Origin of the sequence: Puniceibacterium sp. IMCC21224 (assembly GCF_001038505.1) — a bacterium.
Lineage (GTDB): Bacteria > Pseudomonadota > Alphaproteobacteria > Rhodobacterales > Rhodobacteraceae > Puniceibacterium.
Genome location: NZ_LDPY01000001.1, coordinates 35,677 through 53,470, shown reverse-complemented (window position 1 = coordinate 53,470; position 17,794 = coordinate 35,677). Strand labels below are relative to the sequence as shown.

The 17,794-nt window shown below is 61.7% G+C and carries 15 protein-coding genes; 8 read left to right on the top strand and 7 right to left on the bottom strand.

Features of this window, described 5'->3' with window-relative positions:
- Nucleotides 1–2: 2 nt before the first annotated feature.
- Both IMCC21224_RS00265 and IMCC21224_RS00260 read right to left on the bottom strand, forming a co-directional pair.
- Nucleotides 3–878, bottom strand: a complete 876-nt coding sequence (locus IMCC21224_RS00265) for a M15 family metallopeptidase (protein WP_047993626.1) — start codon at nt 876–878, stop codon at nt 3–5.
- Between the two features lie 3 nt (nt 879–881).
- Nucleotides 882–1,640 carry a PP2C family serine/threonine-protein phosphatase gene (locus IMCC21224_RS00260; protein ID WP_047993625.1) on the bottom strand — a complete coding sequence of 253 codons (759 nt, stop codon included), beginning with the start codon at nt 1,638–1,640 and terminating at the stop codon, nt 882–884.
- 148 nt (nt 1,641–1,788) lie between these two features.
- On the opposite strand from IMCC21224_RS00260, the gene IMCC21224_RS00255 reads away from it, so the two are divergent.
- The 5 genes from IMCC21224_RS00255 to IMCC21224_RS00235 all read left to right on the top strand — a co-directional run bounded on the left by IMCC21224_RS00255 (nt 1,789) and on the right by IMCC21224_RS00235 (nt 7,619).
- Nucleotides 1,789–2,445: an OmpA family protein gene (locus tag IMCC21224_RS00255; RefSeq protein WP_053078849.1), complete on the top strand. Its 657-nt coding sequence runs from the start codon at nt 1,789–1,791 to the stop codon at nt 2,443–2,445.
- Nucleotides 2,446–2,679: 234 nt separating this feature from the next.
- Complete coding sequence (locus IMCC21224_RS00250) at nt 2,680–3,942, top strand: imelysin family protein (protein ID WP_047993624.1); 1,263 nt, start codon at nt 2,680–2,682, stop codon at nt 3,940–3,942.
- Between the two features lie 88 nt (nt 3,943–4,030).
- Complete coding sequence (locus IMCC21224_RS00245) at nt 4,031–5,554, top strand: di-heme oxidoredictase family protein (protein WP_047996753.1); 1,524 nt, start codon at nt 4,031–4,033, stop codon at nt 5,552–5,554.
- Nucleotides 5,551–6,546: an imelysin family protein gene (locus tag IMCC21224_RS00240; RefSeq protein ID WP_047993623.1), complete on the top strand. Its 996-nt coding sequence runs from the start codon at nt 5,551–5,553 to the stop codon at nt 6,544–6,546. The genes IMCC21224_RS00245 and IMCC21224_RS00240 overlap by 4 nt, the downstream gene beginning before the upstream one ends.
- Before the next feature lie 2 nt (nt 6,547–6,548).
- On the top strand, nt 6,549–7,619 hold the full coding sequence (locus IMCC21224_RS00235) for a DUF1513 domain-containing protein (protein ID WP_047993622.1): 1,071 nt from the start codon (nt 6,549–6,551) through the stop codon (nt 7,617–7,619).
- A gap of 32 nt (nt 7,620–7,651) precedes the next feature.
- Here IMCC21224_RS00235 and IMCC21224_RS00230 read toward each other — a convergent pair whose 3' ends face one another.
- The 4 genes from IMCC21224_RS00230 to IMCC21224_RS00215 all read right to left on the bottom strand — a co-directional run bounded on the left by IMCC21224_RS00230 (nt 7,652) and on the right by IMCC21224_RS00215 (nt 11,769).
- Complete coding sequence (locus IMCC21224_RS00230; RefSeq protein WP_231581983.1) at nt 7,652–8,683, bottom strand: LacI family DNA-binding transcriptional regulator; 1,032 nt, start codon at nt 8,681–8,683, stop codon at nt 7,652–7,654.
- 21 nt (nt 8,684–8,704) lie between these two features.
- Entirely contained in the window at nt 8,705–10,213 is a 1,509-nt protein-coding gene (locus IMCC21224_RS00225) for a tripartite tricarboxylate transporter permease (protein WP_047993621.1), read from the bottom strand.
- A 22-nt stretch (nt 10,214–10,235) separates the two neighbouring features.
- Entirely contained in the window at nt 10,236–10,655 is a 420-nt protein-coding gene (locus tag IMCC21224_RS00220) for a tripartite tricarboxylate transporter TctB family protein (protein ID WP_047993620.1), read from the bottom strand.
- 64 nt (nt 10,656–10,719) lie between these two features.
- Complete coding sequence (locus IMCC21224_RS00215) at nt 10,720–11,769, bottom strand: ABC transporter substrate-binding protein (RefSeq protein ID WP_047993619.1); 1,050 nt, start codon at nt 11,767–11,769, stop codon at nt 10,720–10,722.
- 212 nt (nt 11,770–11,981) lie between these two features.
- On the opposite strand from IMCC21224_RS00215, the gene araD reads away from it, so the two are divergent.
- A complete protein-coding gene (gene araD / locus IMCC21224_RS00210) occupies nt 11,982–13,721 on the top strand; it encodes an L-arabinonate dehydratase (protein ID WP_047993618.1) in 1,740 nt (579 codons plus the stop codon).
- Between the two features lie 17 nt (nt 13,722–13,738).
- Complete coding sequence (locus tag IMCC21224_RS00205; RefSeq protein WP_047993617.1) at nt 13,739–14,635, top strand: dihydrodipicolinate synthase family protein; 897 nt, start codon at nt 13,739–13,741, stop codon at nt 14,633–14,635.
- A 120-nt stretch (nt 14,636–14,755) separates the two neighbouring features.
- Here the strand turns inward: IMCC21224_RS00205 and IMCC21224_RS00200 are convergent, their stop codons facing one another.
- Nucleotides 14,756–16,927: a hypothetical protein gene (locus IMCC21224_RS00200; protein WP_047993616.1), complete on the bottom strand. Its 2,172-nt coding sequence runs from the start codon at nt 16,925–16,927 to the stop codon at nt 14,756–14,758.
- A gap of 204 nt (nt 16,928–17,131) precedes the next feature.
- On the opposite strand from IMCC21224_RS00200, the gene IMCC21224_RS00195 reads away from it, so the two are divergent.
- Nucleotides 17,132–17,794 carry a TrkA family potassium uptake protein gene (locus IMCC21224_RS00195; protein ID WP_047993615.1) on the top strand — a complete coding sequence of 221 codons (663 nt, stop codon included), beginning with the start codon at nt 17,132–17,134 and terminating at the stop codon, nt 17,792–17,794.

Genomic DNA, 17,794 nt, shown 5'->3' with positions numbered 1-17,794 from the left:
CGCTACAGCTTGCCCTCGGCCTGCCATTTGCGCAGCGTTTCGACGCCGACCTCGAAATGCATCGAATCCTCGCGGTTGTAGGTCGCGCCCCAGTACCAGCCCTCGTCGTTGAACAGTTCGGCCAGCAGCAGCAGGCCGAACTGGGTGCCGCCATCGCCGAACCCGTCGAGTCGCCCCTGCAGTTTCACGTCAATCGCCGTGCCCCAGGAATGGTTCGACCAGGACGACCGTGATCCCCGGATCAGCCGTGCGCACAGCGCGCCGGCCGTCCCCAGCGCATCGTGAATGTCAGGCTCGCTTTCCTTCAGTTTTGCCACGATGCGTTCCAGACTTTCCAGCGCCGGTTTCAGCATTGTCACCCGAATCGGTCCGACCTGCCGGGTTTCAAGCAGTGCCTTGAGCCGGGGCTGCGTCACGCCGCTGCACTCAACCGTTTTGCCGTCGCGCGGCGCGCCAAGCACCTCAAGCATCACAGAGTTGCGGGGCTGGGTGATCCCCTTGTTGAACCGCGCCTTGGCCAGCTTCATCACTTCTGTCATTGCCTCGGTGCCGCCCAGCTCTTCGCCCTCGTCCTGGCCCAGGATGACCGGTGCGATCACGGGTATCTCCCCGGCGGACGGCACATAAGGTGCGGACGACGCAGCAAGCGCCACGTCCTCTGCAAGCTGTTTCAGCTCGGACTGGGCGTCGCGCAATTCAGAGCGCAGAGTGTCGATCTGACTGCGCAGTTGGGCGGTCTCGGCCTCGGCCCGTTCAAGCCGCAGTTCGGTGCTGCCGTCCGCTGTTTCCAGCAGCGCGCCGACCACAGCCAGCGAAATGGCGGCGACGACCAGACCGATGGCCACGATGATGGGCCCGATCACCGCCCCGTCGCGCATCGCCTATCCTCCGGTCGCAAAAACGCTGACGACCGACACATTGTCCGGAGCCCCGGCTTCGAGAGCGGCAACAACCAGCGCATTGCACAGCACCTGTGGCGTTGTCGCCTGCCGCATATGCCCGGCAATATCCTGCTCTGTCAGGCAGGCGGTCAGACCGTCGCTGCATAGCATCATCCGGTCCCCCGGCACCAACGGCACCGTGGTTGTATCAATCTCGACATCGGGTTCGCAGCCGATGGCGCGGGTCACCACATGGCTTTCGGGGTGGTGATCGCGGTCGTCGTCGCGCAGCAGGCCCTGTTCCACCATTTCCTGAACCACGGTGTGATCGCGGGTCAGCAGCCGCAGGGTGCCATGCCGCATCAGATAGGCGCGGCAATCCCCGGCCCAGGCTATGGTTGCCACCGAATTCTGGATCAGTGCGGCGACCACGGTTGACCCCATTTGATCCATGCCGGGTTCGCGCACACGGGCCAGAATCTCGCGGTTGGCTTCGGTCAGTCTTGCGCGCAGTGCTTGACCGGCCAACGCATGGTCCGCCACCTGAGAAAGCCGGTCGATCACGATGTCAGAGGCTACATCGCCGTGCCCATAGCCGCCCATCCCGTCCGCCACCGCCCAAAGCGCGCCAGACGGATCGGTCAGGATCGAATCCTCGTTGCGTTCGCGTACCAGACCGGCATGGGTCAGCCCTGCGCCGAAAAAAGACGGGGCGGCCACGGGCCAGATTGGCGGCACTCGGGTCGTGGGGGCGGACACGCCGCGCCCTAACCTGAACCAGAGAGGACGCGAGGGATTGTGAACGGGTTGGACATGCAATGACTCTGAAAAGGGCTGTTTTCAAACTGGTTTGATGATACCCTAGCCCCTGTTCGCAACAAACCCTTTTTTATCCAAGGTGATCGCCATGCGCCACGCCCTGCCATTTGCCCTAGCTTTGTCCGGCCTCTGCGTCGGAACCCCTGCCCTTGCCCAGGATGCGTTGTCGGTTGACGAATTGCTCCGGCTTTTTGATCGGCAGAAACAGGTATTCAGCGAAGCCGAGAATAACGGGCTGGGTGCCACGCGCGGGCTTAAGCTGGTGACGGTCGAGGATGTAAATGCCGAAGCCGCGACTGAATCCGTTTCGGTGACTGCAGACGCGCAGCGGGCTGCAATCGACCCAAATCAACCGATTCAGGCCGCTGCCGATCCGGACAAGCCGCTGATATTTGGCCAGCTTGACGCTGACCTTCAGGTCAATCTGCACATCACCTTTGGCTTTGATTCTGCGGCCCTCGCGGATGAGGAAAAGCCCAAGCTCAACACCATGTGCCAGGTGCTACAACAAAGTGATATCCACCTGATCCGCATTGTCGGCCATACCGATACTTCGGGGTCCGAAGATTACAACGAACGCCTGTCGGTCCTGCGTGCCAAAGAGGTCGCCCGCCACCTGACGGATGACTGCGGTATCGACCCGGCGCGGCTGGAAACCGTCGGTATGGGCGAACGATTCCCCTATAACGCCGGAAATCCGCGCGCCGACGAAAACCGTCGAGTTGAATTTCAGGCGCTTAGCTGACAGTCGGGGCGGGCGTCGCCCGGCAGCAATATTTCGCGAAACAATGGGGCTGACGCTGTGCGACTTCGGCGCTCGCGCCAGACTGGCATGGTATCCCGAGTAAAAATATCGGGTTTACATAACAGACCATTTCTATCAGATATGTGATCAGCGCCGGATGGCCCGTCCACCGGGCCTCTGGACACATGTATCCTGCCCGCATCGCGCAGGGCTGTCTGACCGAAAGGAATTCCCATGTCCCGCGTGCTGATCACCGCGCTTGCCACTACAATCTGCTCTGCTGCCCCGGTTCTGGCGGCGACCAAGGCAGAGGTTCTCGACACCTATGTCCGTATCGCCGAGGCGACATATGGCGATAGCCTCAGCACGGCGCAGACTCTTAAATCCGCCGTGGATGCCTTGGTCGCAACCCCGTCAGCCGAGACGCTTGAGGCCGCACGCGCTGCATGGCTGGCCGCCCGCGCACCCTATCAGCAAAGCGAAGTGTATCGGTTCGGCAACCCTATCGTCGACGAGTGGGAGGGCAAGGTAAACGCCTGGCCGCTGGACGAGGGGCTGATTGACTATGTCGACGCGACCTATGGCGGCGCGACCGACGAAAACGCCTATGCCGCGCTGAACGTCGTGGCCAATCCGACCTTTACCCTGTCGGGTCAAGAGGTGGACGCCACCGAAATCACACCTGATCTGATCGCCGATGTTTTGAACGAAGCGGATGCCGTCGAATCCAATGTGGCGCGGGGATATCACGCCATCGAATTTCTGCTGTGGGGTCAGGATCTGAACGGCACCGATGCAGGCGCCGGCGACCGGCCCTGGACCGATTACGCCGCAGGTGACGACTGCACCAACGGCAATTGCGACCGCCGCGCTGACTATCTGCAGGCTGCGACCGACCTGTTGATCAGTGATCTGGAATACATCGTCGCGGAATGGAGCAATGGTGGCGAGGCGCGCAGCGCCGTTCTGGCTGACGAAAATGCCGGTATCGTCGCGATGCTGACCGGCATGGGGTCGCTGTCCTATGGCGAACAGGCAGGTGAGCGGATGAAGCTGGGCGTCATGCTCAACGATCCCGAAGAAGAGCATGACTGCTTTTCCGACAACACCCACAACAGCCACTATTATGATGGTCTGGGGATGCAGAACGTCTATCTGGGCCGCTATGTCACCGTTGGTGGCGACACCGTATCGGGGCCGTCACTGTCAGAACTTGTGGCCGACGCAGATGCCAACGTCGACACCGGGTTGACCGAAAACCTGGCCGCAACCATGGCCCGCCTGACCGAGCTGCGCGATGCGGCCGAAGGTGGGTTCAGCTATGACATGATGCTGGCGCGCGGCAATGCCGAAGGTGAGGCGCTGATCATGAATGCGGTTGACGCGCTTGTGGCCCAGACCCGCGGGATTGAGCGGGCGGTTGCTGCGTTGGGCGTGGATCAAATCGGAATCGAAGGGTCGGACAGCCTCGACAATCCGAACGCCGTGTTCCAGTAAGACACGACCGGGGCGGCCTTTTCCTTTGGCCGTCCCGTCATTTTTGCACTACGACGGAAGACGCCAGCCAATGCGCCCTGCGCTGCCAATGATCTTTTGTTTCTCTCTTGCTGGGGCGGTTCTGGCAGGGGACGACTCGCTGCTGCATCCGTTTCTGGATGTCGTGCCACGCACCCAGACCGAAGCCGGGCGGATTGCCGCAGTCACCCGCCCCACCACTGATTTCTCAGCGCCAGAGCCGTTCGAAGCCCGCCCCGGCGGTGCCGCAACTGTGGGTGTGCTGGACAGCGCCGACGCCTTCTCATTGCCCTCTGCGAATATCGGCTTTGCGCAAGAGTTGGATTTCAAGGTCGGCAACGGGTTGTTTCGCAAGCTGTGGGTGTCGTCACCGTCGTCAACGCTGGCGTCGGACGGGTTGGGGCCACTTTATAACGCGCGGGGCTGTCAGAATTGCCACCTCAAGGATGGGCGCGGCCATGCGCCAACCGGTCCCGAGGATAACGCCGTTTCACTGTTTCTGCGTGTTTCGGTTCCGGCGGATGGCGCGGCTTTGCCGGTTGCGCTGCGCGACTATCTTGCCAGCATCGGAGAGGTGCCGCATCCGACCGCACCCGATCCGGTCTATGGCGGGCAATTGCAGGATTTTGGTACGGCGGGACAAGCGGCGGAATACCGGCTTGACGTGAGCTATCGCGAACGTCCCATGGCGCTGTCGGGGGGTGAGACGGCGACGCTGCGCATGCCAACCTACCGCGCTGCCGATCTGGGCTATGGGCCGCTGGCTGATGACGCGATGCTGTCGCCGCGCGTTGCGCCGCAGATGATCGGGCTTGGCCTGCTCGAAGCGGTGCCAGCCGCCGATATTCTGGCGCAGGCCGATCCAGATGACCACGACGGCGACGGGATTTCGGGACGGGCACAGATTGTCTGGTCGACCGAGCATGGTCGCCCAATGCTGGGTCGGTTTGGTTACAAGGCAGGTGCGCCGACGATCCGCGAACAGTCCGCAGCAGCTTTTGCCGGTGATATCGGCATTTCCACGCCGCTGTTTCCTGCCGCTTGGGGGGATTGCACCGACGCGCAGACGGATTGCCGCGCAGCACCGCATGGCGGCACGTCGGATGCCCCCGAGGTCACCGCTGAAGGGCTGGATCTTGTGACGTTCTATTCCCGCAACCTTGCCCCGCCCGCGCGACGTGGCGAAGGCGATCCACAGACGCTGCGCGGCAAAGAAGTGTTTTTTGCCTCTGGGTGTGCCGCCTGCCACACGCCGAAATATGTCACCCACCGCCTGAACGATCAGCCCGAGCAAAGCTTTCAACTGATCTGGCCGTTCACCGACATGCTGCTGCACGACATGGGCGAAGGTCTGGCCGATCACCGCCCCGAGGGCCTGGCGACGGGACGCGAATGGCGCACGGCCCCGCTCTGGGGGATCGGTCTGACCGAACAGGTCAGTGGAACAGCCAGTTTCCTGCACGATGGACGCGCGCGTACCACCCTCGAAGCAGTCCTGTGGCACGAAGGCGAGGCGCTGACCGCCCGCGATCGTGTGGTCGAAATGCCGCCCGTCGATCGGGCCGCCCTTATCCGCTATCTGGAGTCGCTATGAGAATTTCCCTTTGTATAGCTGCGTTTGCGTTTCTTGCGGGGCCGGCCCTGTCCGATGTGGACCGGGTGATTGACCAGCACATTCTGCCCGGCTACGCCAGTTTCGCCCACGAGACGAAGCTGCTGACTGACACTGCTTCCGGGTGCGATTTGCCGTCGCTGCGCGTGGCCTGGAACGACAGCTTTGATGCCTGGTTGGGTGTCAGCCATCTGAACTTTGGCCCGGTTGAATCGCAGGGCCGGGCCGTCATCATCGCCTTTTGGCCCGATGGGCGGGGGGCAACGCCCCGGTCGCTGGCGGGGCTGATCGCGGACAAAGATCCGATCATCGGCACCGCTGAAGGCACCGCGCAGATCTCGGTCGCGGCGCGGGGGCTCTTTGCATTGGAATTTTTGTTGTATGACCCACAATTCATGCCATCCGAAGGCGCGAGCGAAAGCTATACCTGCCAGCTGATTGCGGCGCTATCGTCGGATCTGGCGGTGCTGGCAGCGAGTCTGGAAAGCGAATGGCGGGGCGGCTATGGCAAGGAGCTGCGCACAGCCGGAGAGACCGGAAATCAGACATTCCTGTCGCTGCGCGAGGCCAGGCAGCGGTTGTATACTGCGCTGATGACCGGGCTGGAATTCAACGCTGATCAGCGTTTGGGTCGCCCGCTTGGCACCTTTGACCGCCCGCGCCCGGAGCGTGCCGAGGCGCGCCGCGCGGGTCGCTCGCAGCGCAATGTGGCGCTGTCACTGGCGGCGATGCACACCCTCGCGACTGCACTGAGCGATGCGCCGATCCCTGTCACTGACGCCGCGTTCGAACGCGCGATCATGCTGACTGACCGGCTGGATGACCCCGATTTTGCCGCTGCCAACACGATGCAGGGGCGGTTCGAGCTGGAGGCGCTGCAACAGGCGGTTCGGTCGGTCAGCAACGCAGTGCAGGGGGAAATCGGCGTCGCGCTGGGCGTCAGCGCCGGGTTCAACTCGGCGGACGGGGACTAGTCATGACCACGCGCCGCCGCTTTTTGACATCCCTGCTCGCCGCGTCGGCGATTCCGACTTTGACATGGGCGGACGCGGGCAGCCCCGACTGGCTGGCGGCGGCGCGTGAACCGGACGGCGGATTTGCGCTGTTCGGGATGACCGACGCAGGTGAGGAACGGTTTCGCATTCCGCTGCCGGGCCGCGGGCACGCTGCCACGGCCCATCCGGAACGGCCCGAAGCCGTGGCCTTTGCCCGCCGACCGGGGACTTTCGCGCTGGTGCTTGACTGTGTCACGGGCGAAGTTCTGCGCCGACTCGACACTCCTGCGGGGCATCATTTCTACGGGCATGGCTGCTTCTCGCGCGATGGTTCGGTTCTGTATACCACCGAAAACCACATCGAGAGCGGTGAGGGGCGCATCGGCTTGTGGGATCGCAGCGCCGGGTATGCCCGCATCGGTGCGGTCGCCTCGGGTGGGATTGGCCCGCACGAACTGCGCCGCCTGCCGGGCCGGGACGATTTGGTGATCGCCAATGGTGGTATCCTGACCCATCCGGATCACGGGCGCGACAAGCTGAATATCGACACGATGCAACCCAATCTAGGCTATCTGTCGATGGATGGCACGCTGCTGGACACGCTGACGCTGGACGCGGAACTGAACCAGAATTCGATCCGCCACCTGGCCCTGCGCGCTGATGGTCTGGTGGCCTTTGCCATGCAATGGGAGGGGACGCAGGGGGCGGCGCTGCCGCTGGTCGGGCTGCATCGGCGGGGGGCTGACCCCGTGCTGGCCACCGCGACCGAGGCCGAGCAGCTAAGCACCAAGGGCTATGCCGGGAGTATCGCGTTTGACGCCTCTGGTGCGCAGGTGGCGATCACCGCGCCGCGCGGCGGCAAAGTCCATGTGTTCGATGCCGAAGGCCAGTTTGTGCAGGCACATGTTCGCCCGGATGTCTGTGGTATTGGACCATCGGGCGCGGGATTTGTCGTGACGGACGGCTTTGGTGGGGTTGGGCGCATCCTGGATAGCTTTACCGCGACCAAGTCGCTCGATCGTGCGTGGGACAATCATCTGGTCGCGCTGTAGGCCCGTGTTTCGACGGCGAGATGATCAAGCGGTCAGATCGTGGCGCGGCGGATGATTTCAAACCCCAGATCGACAACAGATTTCTCTGGTGTGCCGCCTGCAATCCGGCACAGCAACGCGTCGGCAGCGACATCGCCCAGTCGCAGGCGGTCGATCCTCACAGTGCTCAGGGGCGGGTCCAGATCGCGGGCAAAGTCCTGATCCCCAAACCCCACCACCGACACATCTCCGGGAACCGACAGGCCGCGGGCGCGGGCTTCGATCATGACGCCATGCGCCAATAGATCCGAACTGCAAAATATCGCACCAGAAGAAAATCCCCGCGTCTCGATCAGGTCGGTCAGCGCCTTTCGGCCGGCGCCGATGCTGGCGGGTCCACCGGTGTTGGAATCCTCGACCCGGCAACCGGAAAGCTGAAAGAACCGGTCGGCAAAGGCCACCTGACGTCTGACCGCGCGGGCATCGCTGGCGGTGATGGTTCCGGCGCAGCGATGTCCCAGCCCATGCAGATATTCGGCCACGGCGCGCCCTGCCTCGGCATGGTTAAAGCCGACGCACATATCAATCGGGCTGTCGGTCACGTCCCACACTTCGACCACGGGAATATCCGCGCCCAGCAGCAACCGCCGCGCCTGTGCGCTGTGATGGATGCCGGTCAGCAGCATGGCGTCGGGGCGCCGCGACAGATGCGTGGCGATCAGCGCCTCTTCTGCCTGGGCGTCAAAACCGGTTTCCGACAAAAGCACCTGGTACCCATGGCTGCGCATATGTTCCGAGAAGGTCGCGACAAAGGACGAATAGACGATGTTGGTCAGCGACGGGATCAGCGCGGTTATCAGGTTCGACCGTTTTGACGCGAGGGCCCCGGCCAGCGCATTGGGAACAAAGCCGGTCGCCTCAATCGCGTCGCGGATGCGCCGCAGTGTATCTGGCGACACCTTGCCGGGGTGCGAAAGTGCGCGCGAGACAGTGACCTGAGACACGCCGGCCATGCGCCCGACTGCCGCCATTGTGACGCGGCTCTTGCTGCTTTCGTGGGAACGTTCCTTTGCCATCCGGGGCATATTCGAACCTCGCAGGGTGACTTACAAGGACCGATCGGCGGCGTCGTCCACGCCACGCTTGCGTGCCATCAACGCCGACCCAATCAGCGACCCCGCAATGAGCAGCCACAAAATCACGGCAATCCAGCTTTTGGTGAAAAAGATCGTCAGATCGCCAAAGGATTCCAGGCTTTTGACAAAGTAGATTTCCGCCGCCGGTCCCAGAATGAACCCGATGATAAACGGCGCGATCTCAAGCCCGATCTTGGTTGCGCCCCAGCCGAACAGGCCAAAGATCAGCAGGGTCCAGACGTCGAACATGATGCCGTAGTTGATCGTATAGGCGCCGATGACGCACATCATCAGGATAATCGGAAAGAGGATATGTTTGGGGATCGTGACCACCAAAGCGAAATACCGGATTGCGTAGTACATCATCACGAACATCGCGACATTCGCCAGCAACATTGCCAGGATCATCGCATTCCATGTGTCGGGGTTGTTACCGATGAACAGCGGGCCGACCTGAATCCCCTGAAGGGTAAAGGCGCCGATCAGCAGGGCGGTGGTGGAATCGCCCGGAATGCCCAGCGATAGCAACGGCACCAGCGCGCCGCCCGTCAGGCCGTTGTTGCCGGATTCGGATGCCATGATGCCCGCCGGTTCGCCCTTGCCGAATGTTTCGGGGTGGGACGAAAACGTCTTGGCGTTGGAATAGGCTAGGATCGATGCCGCCGATCCGCCGACACCGGGCAGAATGCCGACAAATGTTCCGATCCCGGACGACCGAAGCAGGTTCAGCCATTGGCCCTTGAATACCGAAAAGCTGAAGTTCCGGGCACCGCTGATGTTCACATCGTCGCGGGACTGGCCCTTTGGCACTCCGATCTCAGCCTCGGACAGGATAGCGGCCAACCCGAACAGACCGATCAAAACCGGCAATAGGGAAAACCCGCTGTCGAGCCAGTATTCGGTGCCGTCGGGCACCATCCTCAGCTTGCCATTGCCACCCTTTTCGATGGAATAGGTGCCGATCAGGCTGACAAAGATCCCCAGGAACCCCGAGAATATCCCCATGAGCATATCTGACGACAGAGCGGCCATGACTGTCAGCGCAAAGAGGATGATCAGGAACTTTTCAACATACGAAAACGCGATTGCGAAATCCGCCAGCGCGGGGGCAAAGAAATAGAGCGCGACCAGACTGACGATGCCACCAACCAGCGACGAGACGATGCCGATGCGCAACGCCTTTTCGCCTTCGCCGCGCAGGGCCATCGGGTAGCCATCAAATGTCGTGGTGATCGAACTGGGTGTGCCCGGGATGCCCAGCAAAATCGCGGGCACCAGCCCACCCGAGATGCCCCCGACATACAGCCCCAGAAGCAGCGCCAGACCATTTTCCAGCCCCAGCGAATAGGTCAGTGGCAGGCAGACGGCTACAGCCATCGTTGCCGTCATGCCGGGGATGGCACCAAAAATGATCCCGACGAAAGTGCCCCCAATGGTAAGGAGGATGAAAAGCGGAGTGATGTCGGACAGAAAATCCACGGGGGGCCCTTTTCTCAGGTTCTCAGGGGAGGGTCAGAAAGAAAAGCTCGGTGAACAGGTACCAGATCAGCGTCGGTGCAATCAGGGATACCACGATCAGCGGCACGGCATTGCGCAGGGTGCGGTCGTGCATGAACAGCAGGCCCGTCAGCAGCACGTAGGGGATCGAACAGATCAGAAACCCGCGTCCGGTGTTGGGCCAGAAATCCCCGACCGGCACCATCGCCGAGAAATAGATCAGCGTCAGTACCAGCGTTCCCAAAAAGCGCGGCTTGTCCATTCCGGACATGACTGCAGACAAGTTGCCGCCGGAGTGCGCAATGCGGCGGTACCGCGTTAGCAGGATCGTGACCCCAAGAAGGCCAAGAACGCAGGCAATGATTGTCGGAAAGACGAGGTGCGATTTGTCAAAATCAATCGTCACCTGGGTGAGTGAACCCATCGTATCCACCTTTGGTCAGAGAATCCGGCCCCTGCGCGAATGCCATGCAGAGGCCGGGTCGGGATCAGGAGTCGCCCGAGATGTCCGAAATCACCTGCTTATAGGTGTCGCGTTTTGCGCCAAGGTGCTGCTGCGCCTCGGCCATCGGCAGGAAGTTCGGAATGAAAAAGGATTCCTTTTGACGGGTCTGGATGTCACCGCGGGCAAAGATGGCCGCCAGCGCGGTATCAATCTGTGCCGCGATGGCCGGGTCCATTTCCTTGTTGTAGAGGAAAAAGAATTCCTTATCGAAGGTGAAATCCGCGTCTGCATCCACCGGAACTGATGTTTCAGGTGATGCAAAGGCCAGCATGTCGTCGCGGGTCGTGCCGCCCATGCCTGCTTCGGGTGCTTGCTCAAGCGTGGCGGGGCGGGCGGTGATCCAGACGAACCGCATTGCTTTGGCATCGTCGGCCGGCAGTTGGGTGAACTGTTCGTTGCCCTGAATCGACCCGTTGATGACGTCGGACAACCCGTCCCACATGGTCTGGTTCTTGTCGGATTGCCCGCCGGTATTCACAGCGACGATGTTCGCCTCGGAACCGGGGCTGCGCAGATGGGCGGCGTTTTTCATGGCGGAAAAGCCGATTTCGGACACACCTCCGGGCTGGATGGCGACGCGCACACGCTCACCGGCTTCGGCGGCGGCAAGGATATCTTCCATTGATCCATAGGGCGAATTGGCTGGAACGAGGTAGGCGTTGCCGGGGTTGATCGCAACCGTCGGGCCGACAGTGTATTCTGCAAACGGATCGGCATAGCCGGTCACACCATACAGATTGCCCAGATAGGACTGATCGTGAAAGATCATCAGCGTCGTGCCGCGACTGTCACGCCCCAGTGCCTTGAACGCTTCGGACGCGCCGACTGCGTCGACCTTGATGTTGATGCCAAGCTCTTCGGCCAGTGCATCCGCAATGATGGCAGAGTTCTGATAGGTGTCACCACCCGTCGATGTTGATCCGATCACCAGTCGCACGTTGCGCGGCAATTCCTGCGCCACTGCGGTGATTGTCGTGGCGAACAGCGCGGTGGCGGCTGCGGCGCCCAAGAGCATTCTGCGTTTGATAGTCATGGTATCCTCCCTTTCGGGGCCACTGCCCCGGTCTCTGTTTTGACTTGCGCCAAACCATGCGATGTATGCGCATACATTTATTCACATCACATAAATGGGCGCTCTGTCAATCATTTATTGCTCATAAAGGCCGTGCCTTGATTATATGCAAATGGCATTGACAACGAAAAATGTATACGCATACATCAGGTGAAGGACAAACGAGGGTCAATATGACACGCACACGCAAAACCCCGCAAACCCTGCGCAGTGAACGCTGGTTCGGCCCGGACGACCTGCGCAGCTTTGGTCATCGGTCCCGCATGATGCAGTTGGGCTATTCCGAGGAAGAGTTCAGGGGCAAGCCGATCATCGGTGTCCTGAACACCTGGTCAGAACTGAATTCCTGCCACAGCCACTTTCCCGAACGGGTCAAGGATGTGAAGCGCGGCGTTCTGCAGGGCGGCGGACTTCCGGTGGAACTGCCCTCTCTGTCTGTTGACGAGAGTTTTACCAAGCCGACTTCGATGCTCTACCGCAACATGCTGGCGATGGAGGTCGAAGAAAACATCCGCTCGCATCCGCTGGACGGCGTGGTTCTGATGGGGGGATGCGACAAGACCACGCCGGGTCTGGTCATGGGGGCGATCACGGCTGGCGTGCCGATGATTTATCTGCCCGCCGGACCGATGCTACGTGGCAACTATGCCGGTAAGACGCTGGGATCAGGGTCGGACGCGTGGAAATACTGGGACGAACGGCGCGCGGGAAATATCTCGGACGCTGAGTGGGTCGGCGTGCAGGGCGGAATCGCCCGGTCGGCGGGCACCTGCATGACAATGGGGACCGCCTCGACCATGACGGCGATCACCGATGCACTGGGGCTGACGTTGCCGGGGGCCTCGTCTGTACCGGCGGTCGATTCGGGTCACGCCCGGCTGGGTGCCGAATGTGGTCGCCGCATCGTCGACATGGTGTGGGAGGATCTGACCCCTGATATCATCGTCACCGACGCAGCAGTGCGCAATGCGGCCATTGTCGCGATGGCGACGGGCTGTTCGACCAATGCCGTAGTGCATCTGATCGCAATGGCGCGGCGCGCGGGTGTCGATCTGACGCTGGATGATCTTGATGCGTTGGGGCGCGTGACGCCGTTGATCGCCAATGTCCGCCCCTCGGGCAAGGATTACCTGATGGAGGATTTCTATTTCGCCGGCGGCCTGCGTGCGCTGATGAAACAGATCGAGGACAGGCTCGACACGTCCTGCATGACGGTGTCCGGCAAATCGGTGGCCGAGAATCTGGAAGGGGCCGTAGTTTACAATGATGACGTGATCCGCCCGCTGTCCAACCCGGTCTACAAAGAGGGATCTCTGGCGGTTCTGCGCGGCAATCTCTGCCCGGACGGTGCCGTGATCAAACCCGCCGCCTGTGACCCAAAATATTATAACCACGAGGGGCCAGCACTGGTCTTTGACAGCTATCCCGAGATGAAGGCGGCGATAGATGACGAAGATCTGGACGTCACGCCCGACACCGTTCTGGTCCTGCGCAATGCCGGGCCGCAGGGCGGACCGGGGATGCCAGAATGGGGTATGTTGCCAATCCCCAAGGCGCTGATCAAGCAAGGTCACCGCGACATGCTGCGTATTTCCGACGCGCGGATGTCCGGTACGTCCTATGGAGCATGCGTCCTGCATGTCGCGCCAGAGAGCTTTGTTGGTGGACCGCTCGCGTTGCTGCAAACCGGCGATATCGTGCGGCTGGATCTTGGGGGGCGCCGCCTTGATATGCTGGTGGATGAGGCCGAGATCGCTCGCCGCCGTGCCGCATGGGTGAAACCGGAACGCCGGTTTGAGCGCGGCTGGGGCTGGATGTATTCGCAACATGTGGGTCAGGCCGACACCGGATGTGATTTTGACTATCTGCAACGCGATTTCGGCGCGGCCGCAGGCGAACCTGACATTTTCTAAGCATAAGGAGAGGCACAATGGCCCTCGACCTCGACACCGCCCTGACGGGCATTTCCGGTATCCTTGTCACGCCCTATGACGACGCGGGCGAGGTGGCACCGCAAAAGCTGACCCCGATCATTGACCGGGCTTTGAACGCTGGCGTCCACATGCCGGTGGTCAACGGCAATACCGGCGAATTCTACGCCCTGACCACCGACGAAGCTTGTACCATGGTGACGGAAGTGGCCGGGCTGATCGACGGGCGTGCGCCGCTTTTGGCGGGGGTCGGTCGCGGGATCAAAGATGCCTGTCGTCTGGCGCGGGCCAGCGCCGACGCTGGGGCCACTGCCTTGATGGTGCATCAGCCGCCCGATCCGTTTGTCAGCCCGCGCGGCACTGTGGACTACATCAGGGCTGTTGCAGATGCGGCTGGGCTGCCGCTGATGCTTTATCTGCGCAACGATGCCATCGGCACCGGCGGGATTGCTGACCTCTGCGCGATTGATGGTGTCAAAGGCGTGAAATGGGCCACCCCAAACCCGCTGAAACTGGCCGCCGCGATTGCGGCTTGTGACCCCGGAATCGTTTGGGTCAATGGCCTGGCCGAAGTCTGGGCTCCGCCACTCTATGCCGTTGGGGCGCGTGGCTTTACCTCGGGGCTGATCAACGTCTGGCCCGAGCGGTCGGTGGCGATCCACGCCGCACTCGACAAGGGTGATTATGCCACGGCCAACAGGCTGATCGCCGAAATGCGGGTTTTTGAAGACATCCGTGCCGAGGAATTGAACGGCACCAATGTGACGGGCGTCAAGGCGGCGCTGCTGGCACAGGGCCTGGATTGCGGTCCGACGCGACCGCCATCCGCCTGGCCGTTGTCGCCGTCGCAGCAGGCGCAGCTGGACGCATTCATGGCAACCAACGCTCTGCTCTGAGTGGTCGGCCACAGATCATTCGCGAGCAGAGGGGGCGATTGCTTCATCTGCTCCCCGACGCACGGATGAGCGTCGGGGAAATGGGAAATTCTGCACTGTGGGCCGCCGGTGGTGGCGATGTCAGCTCTGATGGCCCGCGATCACATAGGCCATCACGACAACCGCAGCCCCAGCTGTTGCATCGACACAGCGTGCGATCACCGCGCGGTCCTGTGCCTGCTGGCGATTGAGTGCTGTACCGGCGGCGGTGTCGCGGATGTCGACCATATGCCCACCCTCAGAACCGCAGATCAGCTGATCAACATAGGCCGCGCCCTGATCGGTATGGCCGACGTTGATCCGGTTGCTAGAGCCGCTGACAGCGCTTGTAACGTTTACGGACAGGAACAGCGGGATCGCCTCGCGCGGGAGGGTGCCCAGATCGCATGGTCGGTCGTGGGTCACCACGCCGGTCAGGTACTGGATCATCCCCATCGTGCCCAGTGCCTGGTCGGCTGATTGTGTACCGCTCAGGCTGACACGCTTGTTGCTGCCGCACAGGGTGATGCCCTGAGTAAAGGCCACGCTACCCGCATCAATAACGATGGCAGAAACACTGCTGTCGCCATGCGACACCCGGCAAAGGCCAAACCGCACACCGCCTTTGGATACGACGTCCACGTGCACGCCGGGCAGCGGCAGGTTTCCCATATGACAATCCAGATCAAGGTGCAGGTCATCGACACCGGCCGTCACGCTGATACCCGCGCCATGGGGCGACCCGTCGGCGGGATCTTCGCCGTTCCGGGTACGAATCCGAAAGGCGCTGTCGCCAATGTTTTGATGCATCAGCACGCTAGAAAAGGTCGGTGACAGGCTGTCGATGTCACAATTCCAGCGGCTGCATCCGGTGCCAGGATGAAAGCCGCAGGATGCGCCGGGCGCAAAGGTGGCCGCGCCAGAATGGCGTGCGATCAGACGACCGCGAACATGCAACGCATCGCGCGCGCCAAAGCCCAGCCAGCGGTAGCGATAGACAGTTTCGCCAAAATCGCAGTCAAATAGCCCCCACGCGGTCAGTGCCTGCCGTGACTGGCTGCTGTCATCAATCTCCAACTTCCCTAGGATCTTGAGGCCACGCATCACCCGGTCGGTGACTTTGCAAACACCATATGCAGCAGGCCATGCGGTCACGATCCCGGAGGTTGGGCCGGTCATGGCGGAATCAGGAAAATATTCTGGCGCATAGCCGTGCGCCAGCCCTTCAACCAACGTGATACTGGACGCGCCCACTGTATGGACCTGACCCAACTCGGCCGTGGGTTCGGTGGTGCTGCCGGGATCAGAGCCAAGCTGACCGGTGCGGATATACACAATGTCGCCCGGTTGATACCACGCCGCGTGGCTGGCATTGGCGAGGGGAATGATGCGGCTGCCCTTGGGCAGTGGGCCAGAAATGGCATGTACTGTCTTGTCAGCGCAGCGTTGTGTGGTCCGGTTGCCGGTCCCGCTCGCGATCTTGCCGCCGCCAAAGAACATCACCGGGTGATAGGTGTCACTCTGCCCCGGCACGTCGCAGATCAGTCGTGCGCCGCCATGGGCCTCGATCGTCAGATCGTCGGCATAAAACTCCAGAGACCGGGTCAGGCCCGCCCCCCGCGCCGTGGCCGAGCCAAGCCGGTAAGGCCGCGACAGCAGAAGACGGCCGCCCCCCCGCGCTGCCAGAAAATCATGCGCGGCCTGAATATACGGTGTATCGTCCGCCGTGGTGACGTAACCGGCATCGGCGCCGAACTGTTCAGGCGTGACGGTGTTGTCGCGCGGTTGAACATAAAGCCTGACCCCGCCAGCCGTTGCCAGATGGTGATCCACCGCGTCAAAATGTGCAACAGCATAGCTGTATCCGCCATCTGCGACGCTGACGATGCCACCCGGCGAAACCGTTTGCCGCCCGAAACCGTCGGTGTAAGACAGCACGGTATCGGCGCGCATTTCGTCAGTCGTGCGAAACCCGTGCGCCACCCCGAACGAACGACTGGACCGAATCGCCAGATTGTCCTGATCCAGCACCGTCTGCCCGTCCATGGTCTGAACCACGATGCGGTAGACACCATCTACGACATGGCAAAGGTCAAAGCGGCCGTCGGCATCGGCCTTGAGCGGATTGGCCAGCATCTCGGTCAGGTCCGGGTCGCGGTAAATCGCGCACAGCGTGTCGGCACCCGGTGCAAGCACAAGCAGCCGGGCATAAGGCACCGGTGCCGCAAAATATGCGGGCATCTGCTGTGCATCGTTCGGATTCAATAGTCCCATGCGCATTCTCCCTGGTGGCGCGGTCGCACTGGCCGGGACGCCCAGCCGTGCGGTTTGACGGCCAAACCTGCGCAGGAATGGTTAACTGTCTCTCAGGACACCGCCCGGGCGCGGGATGCTACACCGGATTGAACCAGCCAGCGTATCCTGACAAAACTGCGGACATCGGCGCGTCATATGCGCGACACACAAGGAGTCCTGTCCATGCCAGAGAAAAAACGCGCGTTTGGCGTTATCGGGCTGGGGAATTTCGGCAGCACGGTCGCTACGGAACTCATGCGGTTCGGCAACCACGTCATCGGTATCGACATCGACGAGGACCGTGCCAGCACCCACGCCGAGAGCCTGAGTCAGGCGTTGATCGTGGATGCGCGTGACGAATCGGCGCTGAAACAGGCGGGCTTGGGCGATTGCGACGTCGCGCTCATCGCCCTTGGCACCGATCTTGAGGCTAGTATCCTGTCGGCCATGAACCTCAAGCTGGTGGGCGTCGAAAAGATCTGGGCCAAGGCGCGCACCAAAACCCATCACCGGATCCTCAGCCGGTTGGGTGTCGATCGGATCATCCACCCCGAGGTCGAGATGGGTCAGCACATCGCACAGGTCCTGCACAACCCGCTGGTGCGGGATTACGTGAGTCTTGGCAACGGCTATCATGTGGTGAACTTCCGCATACCCGAAAGCCTGGAGGGCAAGTCGCTGGCTGATCTGCCGCACCGCGAGGATTTTAACCTGCGTTGCATCGGCGTCATGCGCGGCACGCAGTTTCTGGGTAGTGATGCGCATAGCTGCGAGCTGAACCGCGACGACCTGGTGCTGTTGCTGGGGCAGCGCGGGGACTTGCGAAAATTCACGGCGAGCCTCTGA

Bases quoted from the DNA above. Each gene is read 5' to 3' on its own strand.
- IMCC21224_RS00255 (WP_053078849.1), top strand. From the start codon at position 1,789: ATGCGCCACGCCCTGCCATTTGCCCTAGCTTTGTCCGGCCTCTGCGTC.
- IMCC21224_RS00220 (WP_047993620.1), bottom strand. From the start codon at position 10,655: ATGGGTTCACTCACCCAGGTGACGATTGATTTTGACAAATCGCACCTC.
- IMCC21224_RS00200 (WP_047993616.1), bottom strand. From the start codon at position 16,927: ATGGGACTATTGAATCCGAACGATGCACAGCAGATGCCCGCATATTTT.
- IMCC21224_RS00250 (WP_047993624.1), top strand. From the start codon at position 2,680: ATGTCCCGCGTGCTGATCACCGCGCTTGCCACTACAATCTGCTCTGCT.
- IMCC21224_RS00215 (WP_047993619.1), bottom strand. From the start codon at position 11,769: ATGACTATCAAACGCAGAATGCTCTTGGGCGCCGCAGCCGCCACCGCG.
- IMCC21224_RS00245 (WP_047996753.1), top strand. From the start codon at position 4,031: ATGATCTTTTGTTTCTCTCTTGCTGGGGCGGTTCTGGCAGGGGACGAC.
- IMCC21224_RS00195 (WP_047993615.1), top strand. From the start codon at position 17,132: ATGCCAGAGAAAAAACGCGCGTTTGGCGTTATCGGGCTGGGGAATTTC.
- IMCC21224_RS00205 (WP_047993617.1), top strand. From the start codon at position 13,739: ATGGCCCTCGACCTCGACACCGCCCTGACGGGCATTTCCGGTATCCTT.
- araD (WP_047993618.1), top strand. From the start codon at position 11,982: ATGACACGCACACGCAAAACCCCGCAAACCCTGCGCAGTGAACGCTGG.
- IMCC21224_RS00240 (WP_047993623.1), top strand. From the start codon at position 5,551: ATGAGAATTTCCCTTTGTATAGCTGCGTTTGCGTTTCTTGCGGGGCCG.
- IMCC21224_RS00235 (WP_047993622.1), top strand. From the start codon at position 6,549: ATGACCACGCGCCGCCGCTTTTTGACATCCCTGCTCGCCGCGTCGGCG.
- IMCC21224_RS00230 (WP_231581983.1), bottom strand. From the start codon at position 8,683: ATGCCCCGGATGGCAAAGGAACGTTCCCACGAAAGCAGCAAGAGCCGC.
- IMCC21224_RS00265 (WP_047993626.1), bottom strand. From the start codon at position 878: ATGCGCGACGGGGCGGTGATCGGGCCCATCATCGTGGCCATCGGTCTG.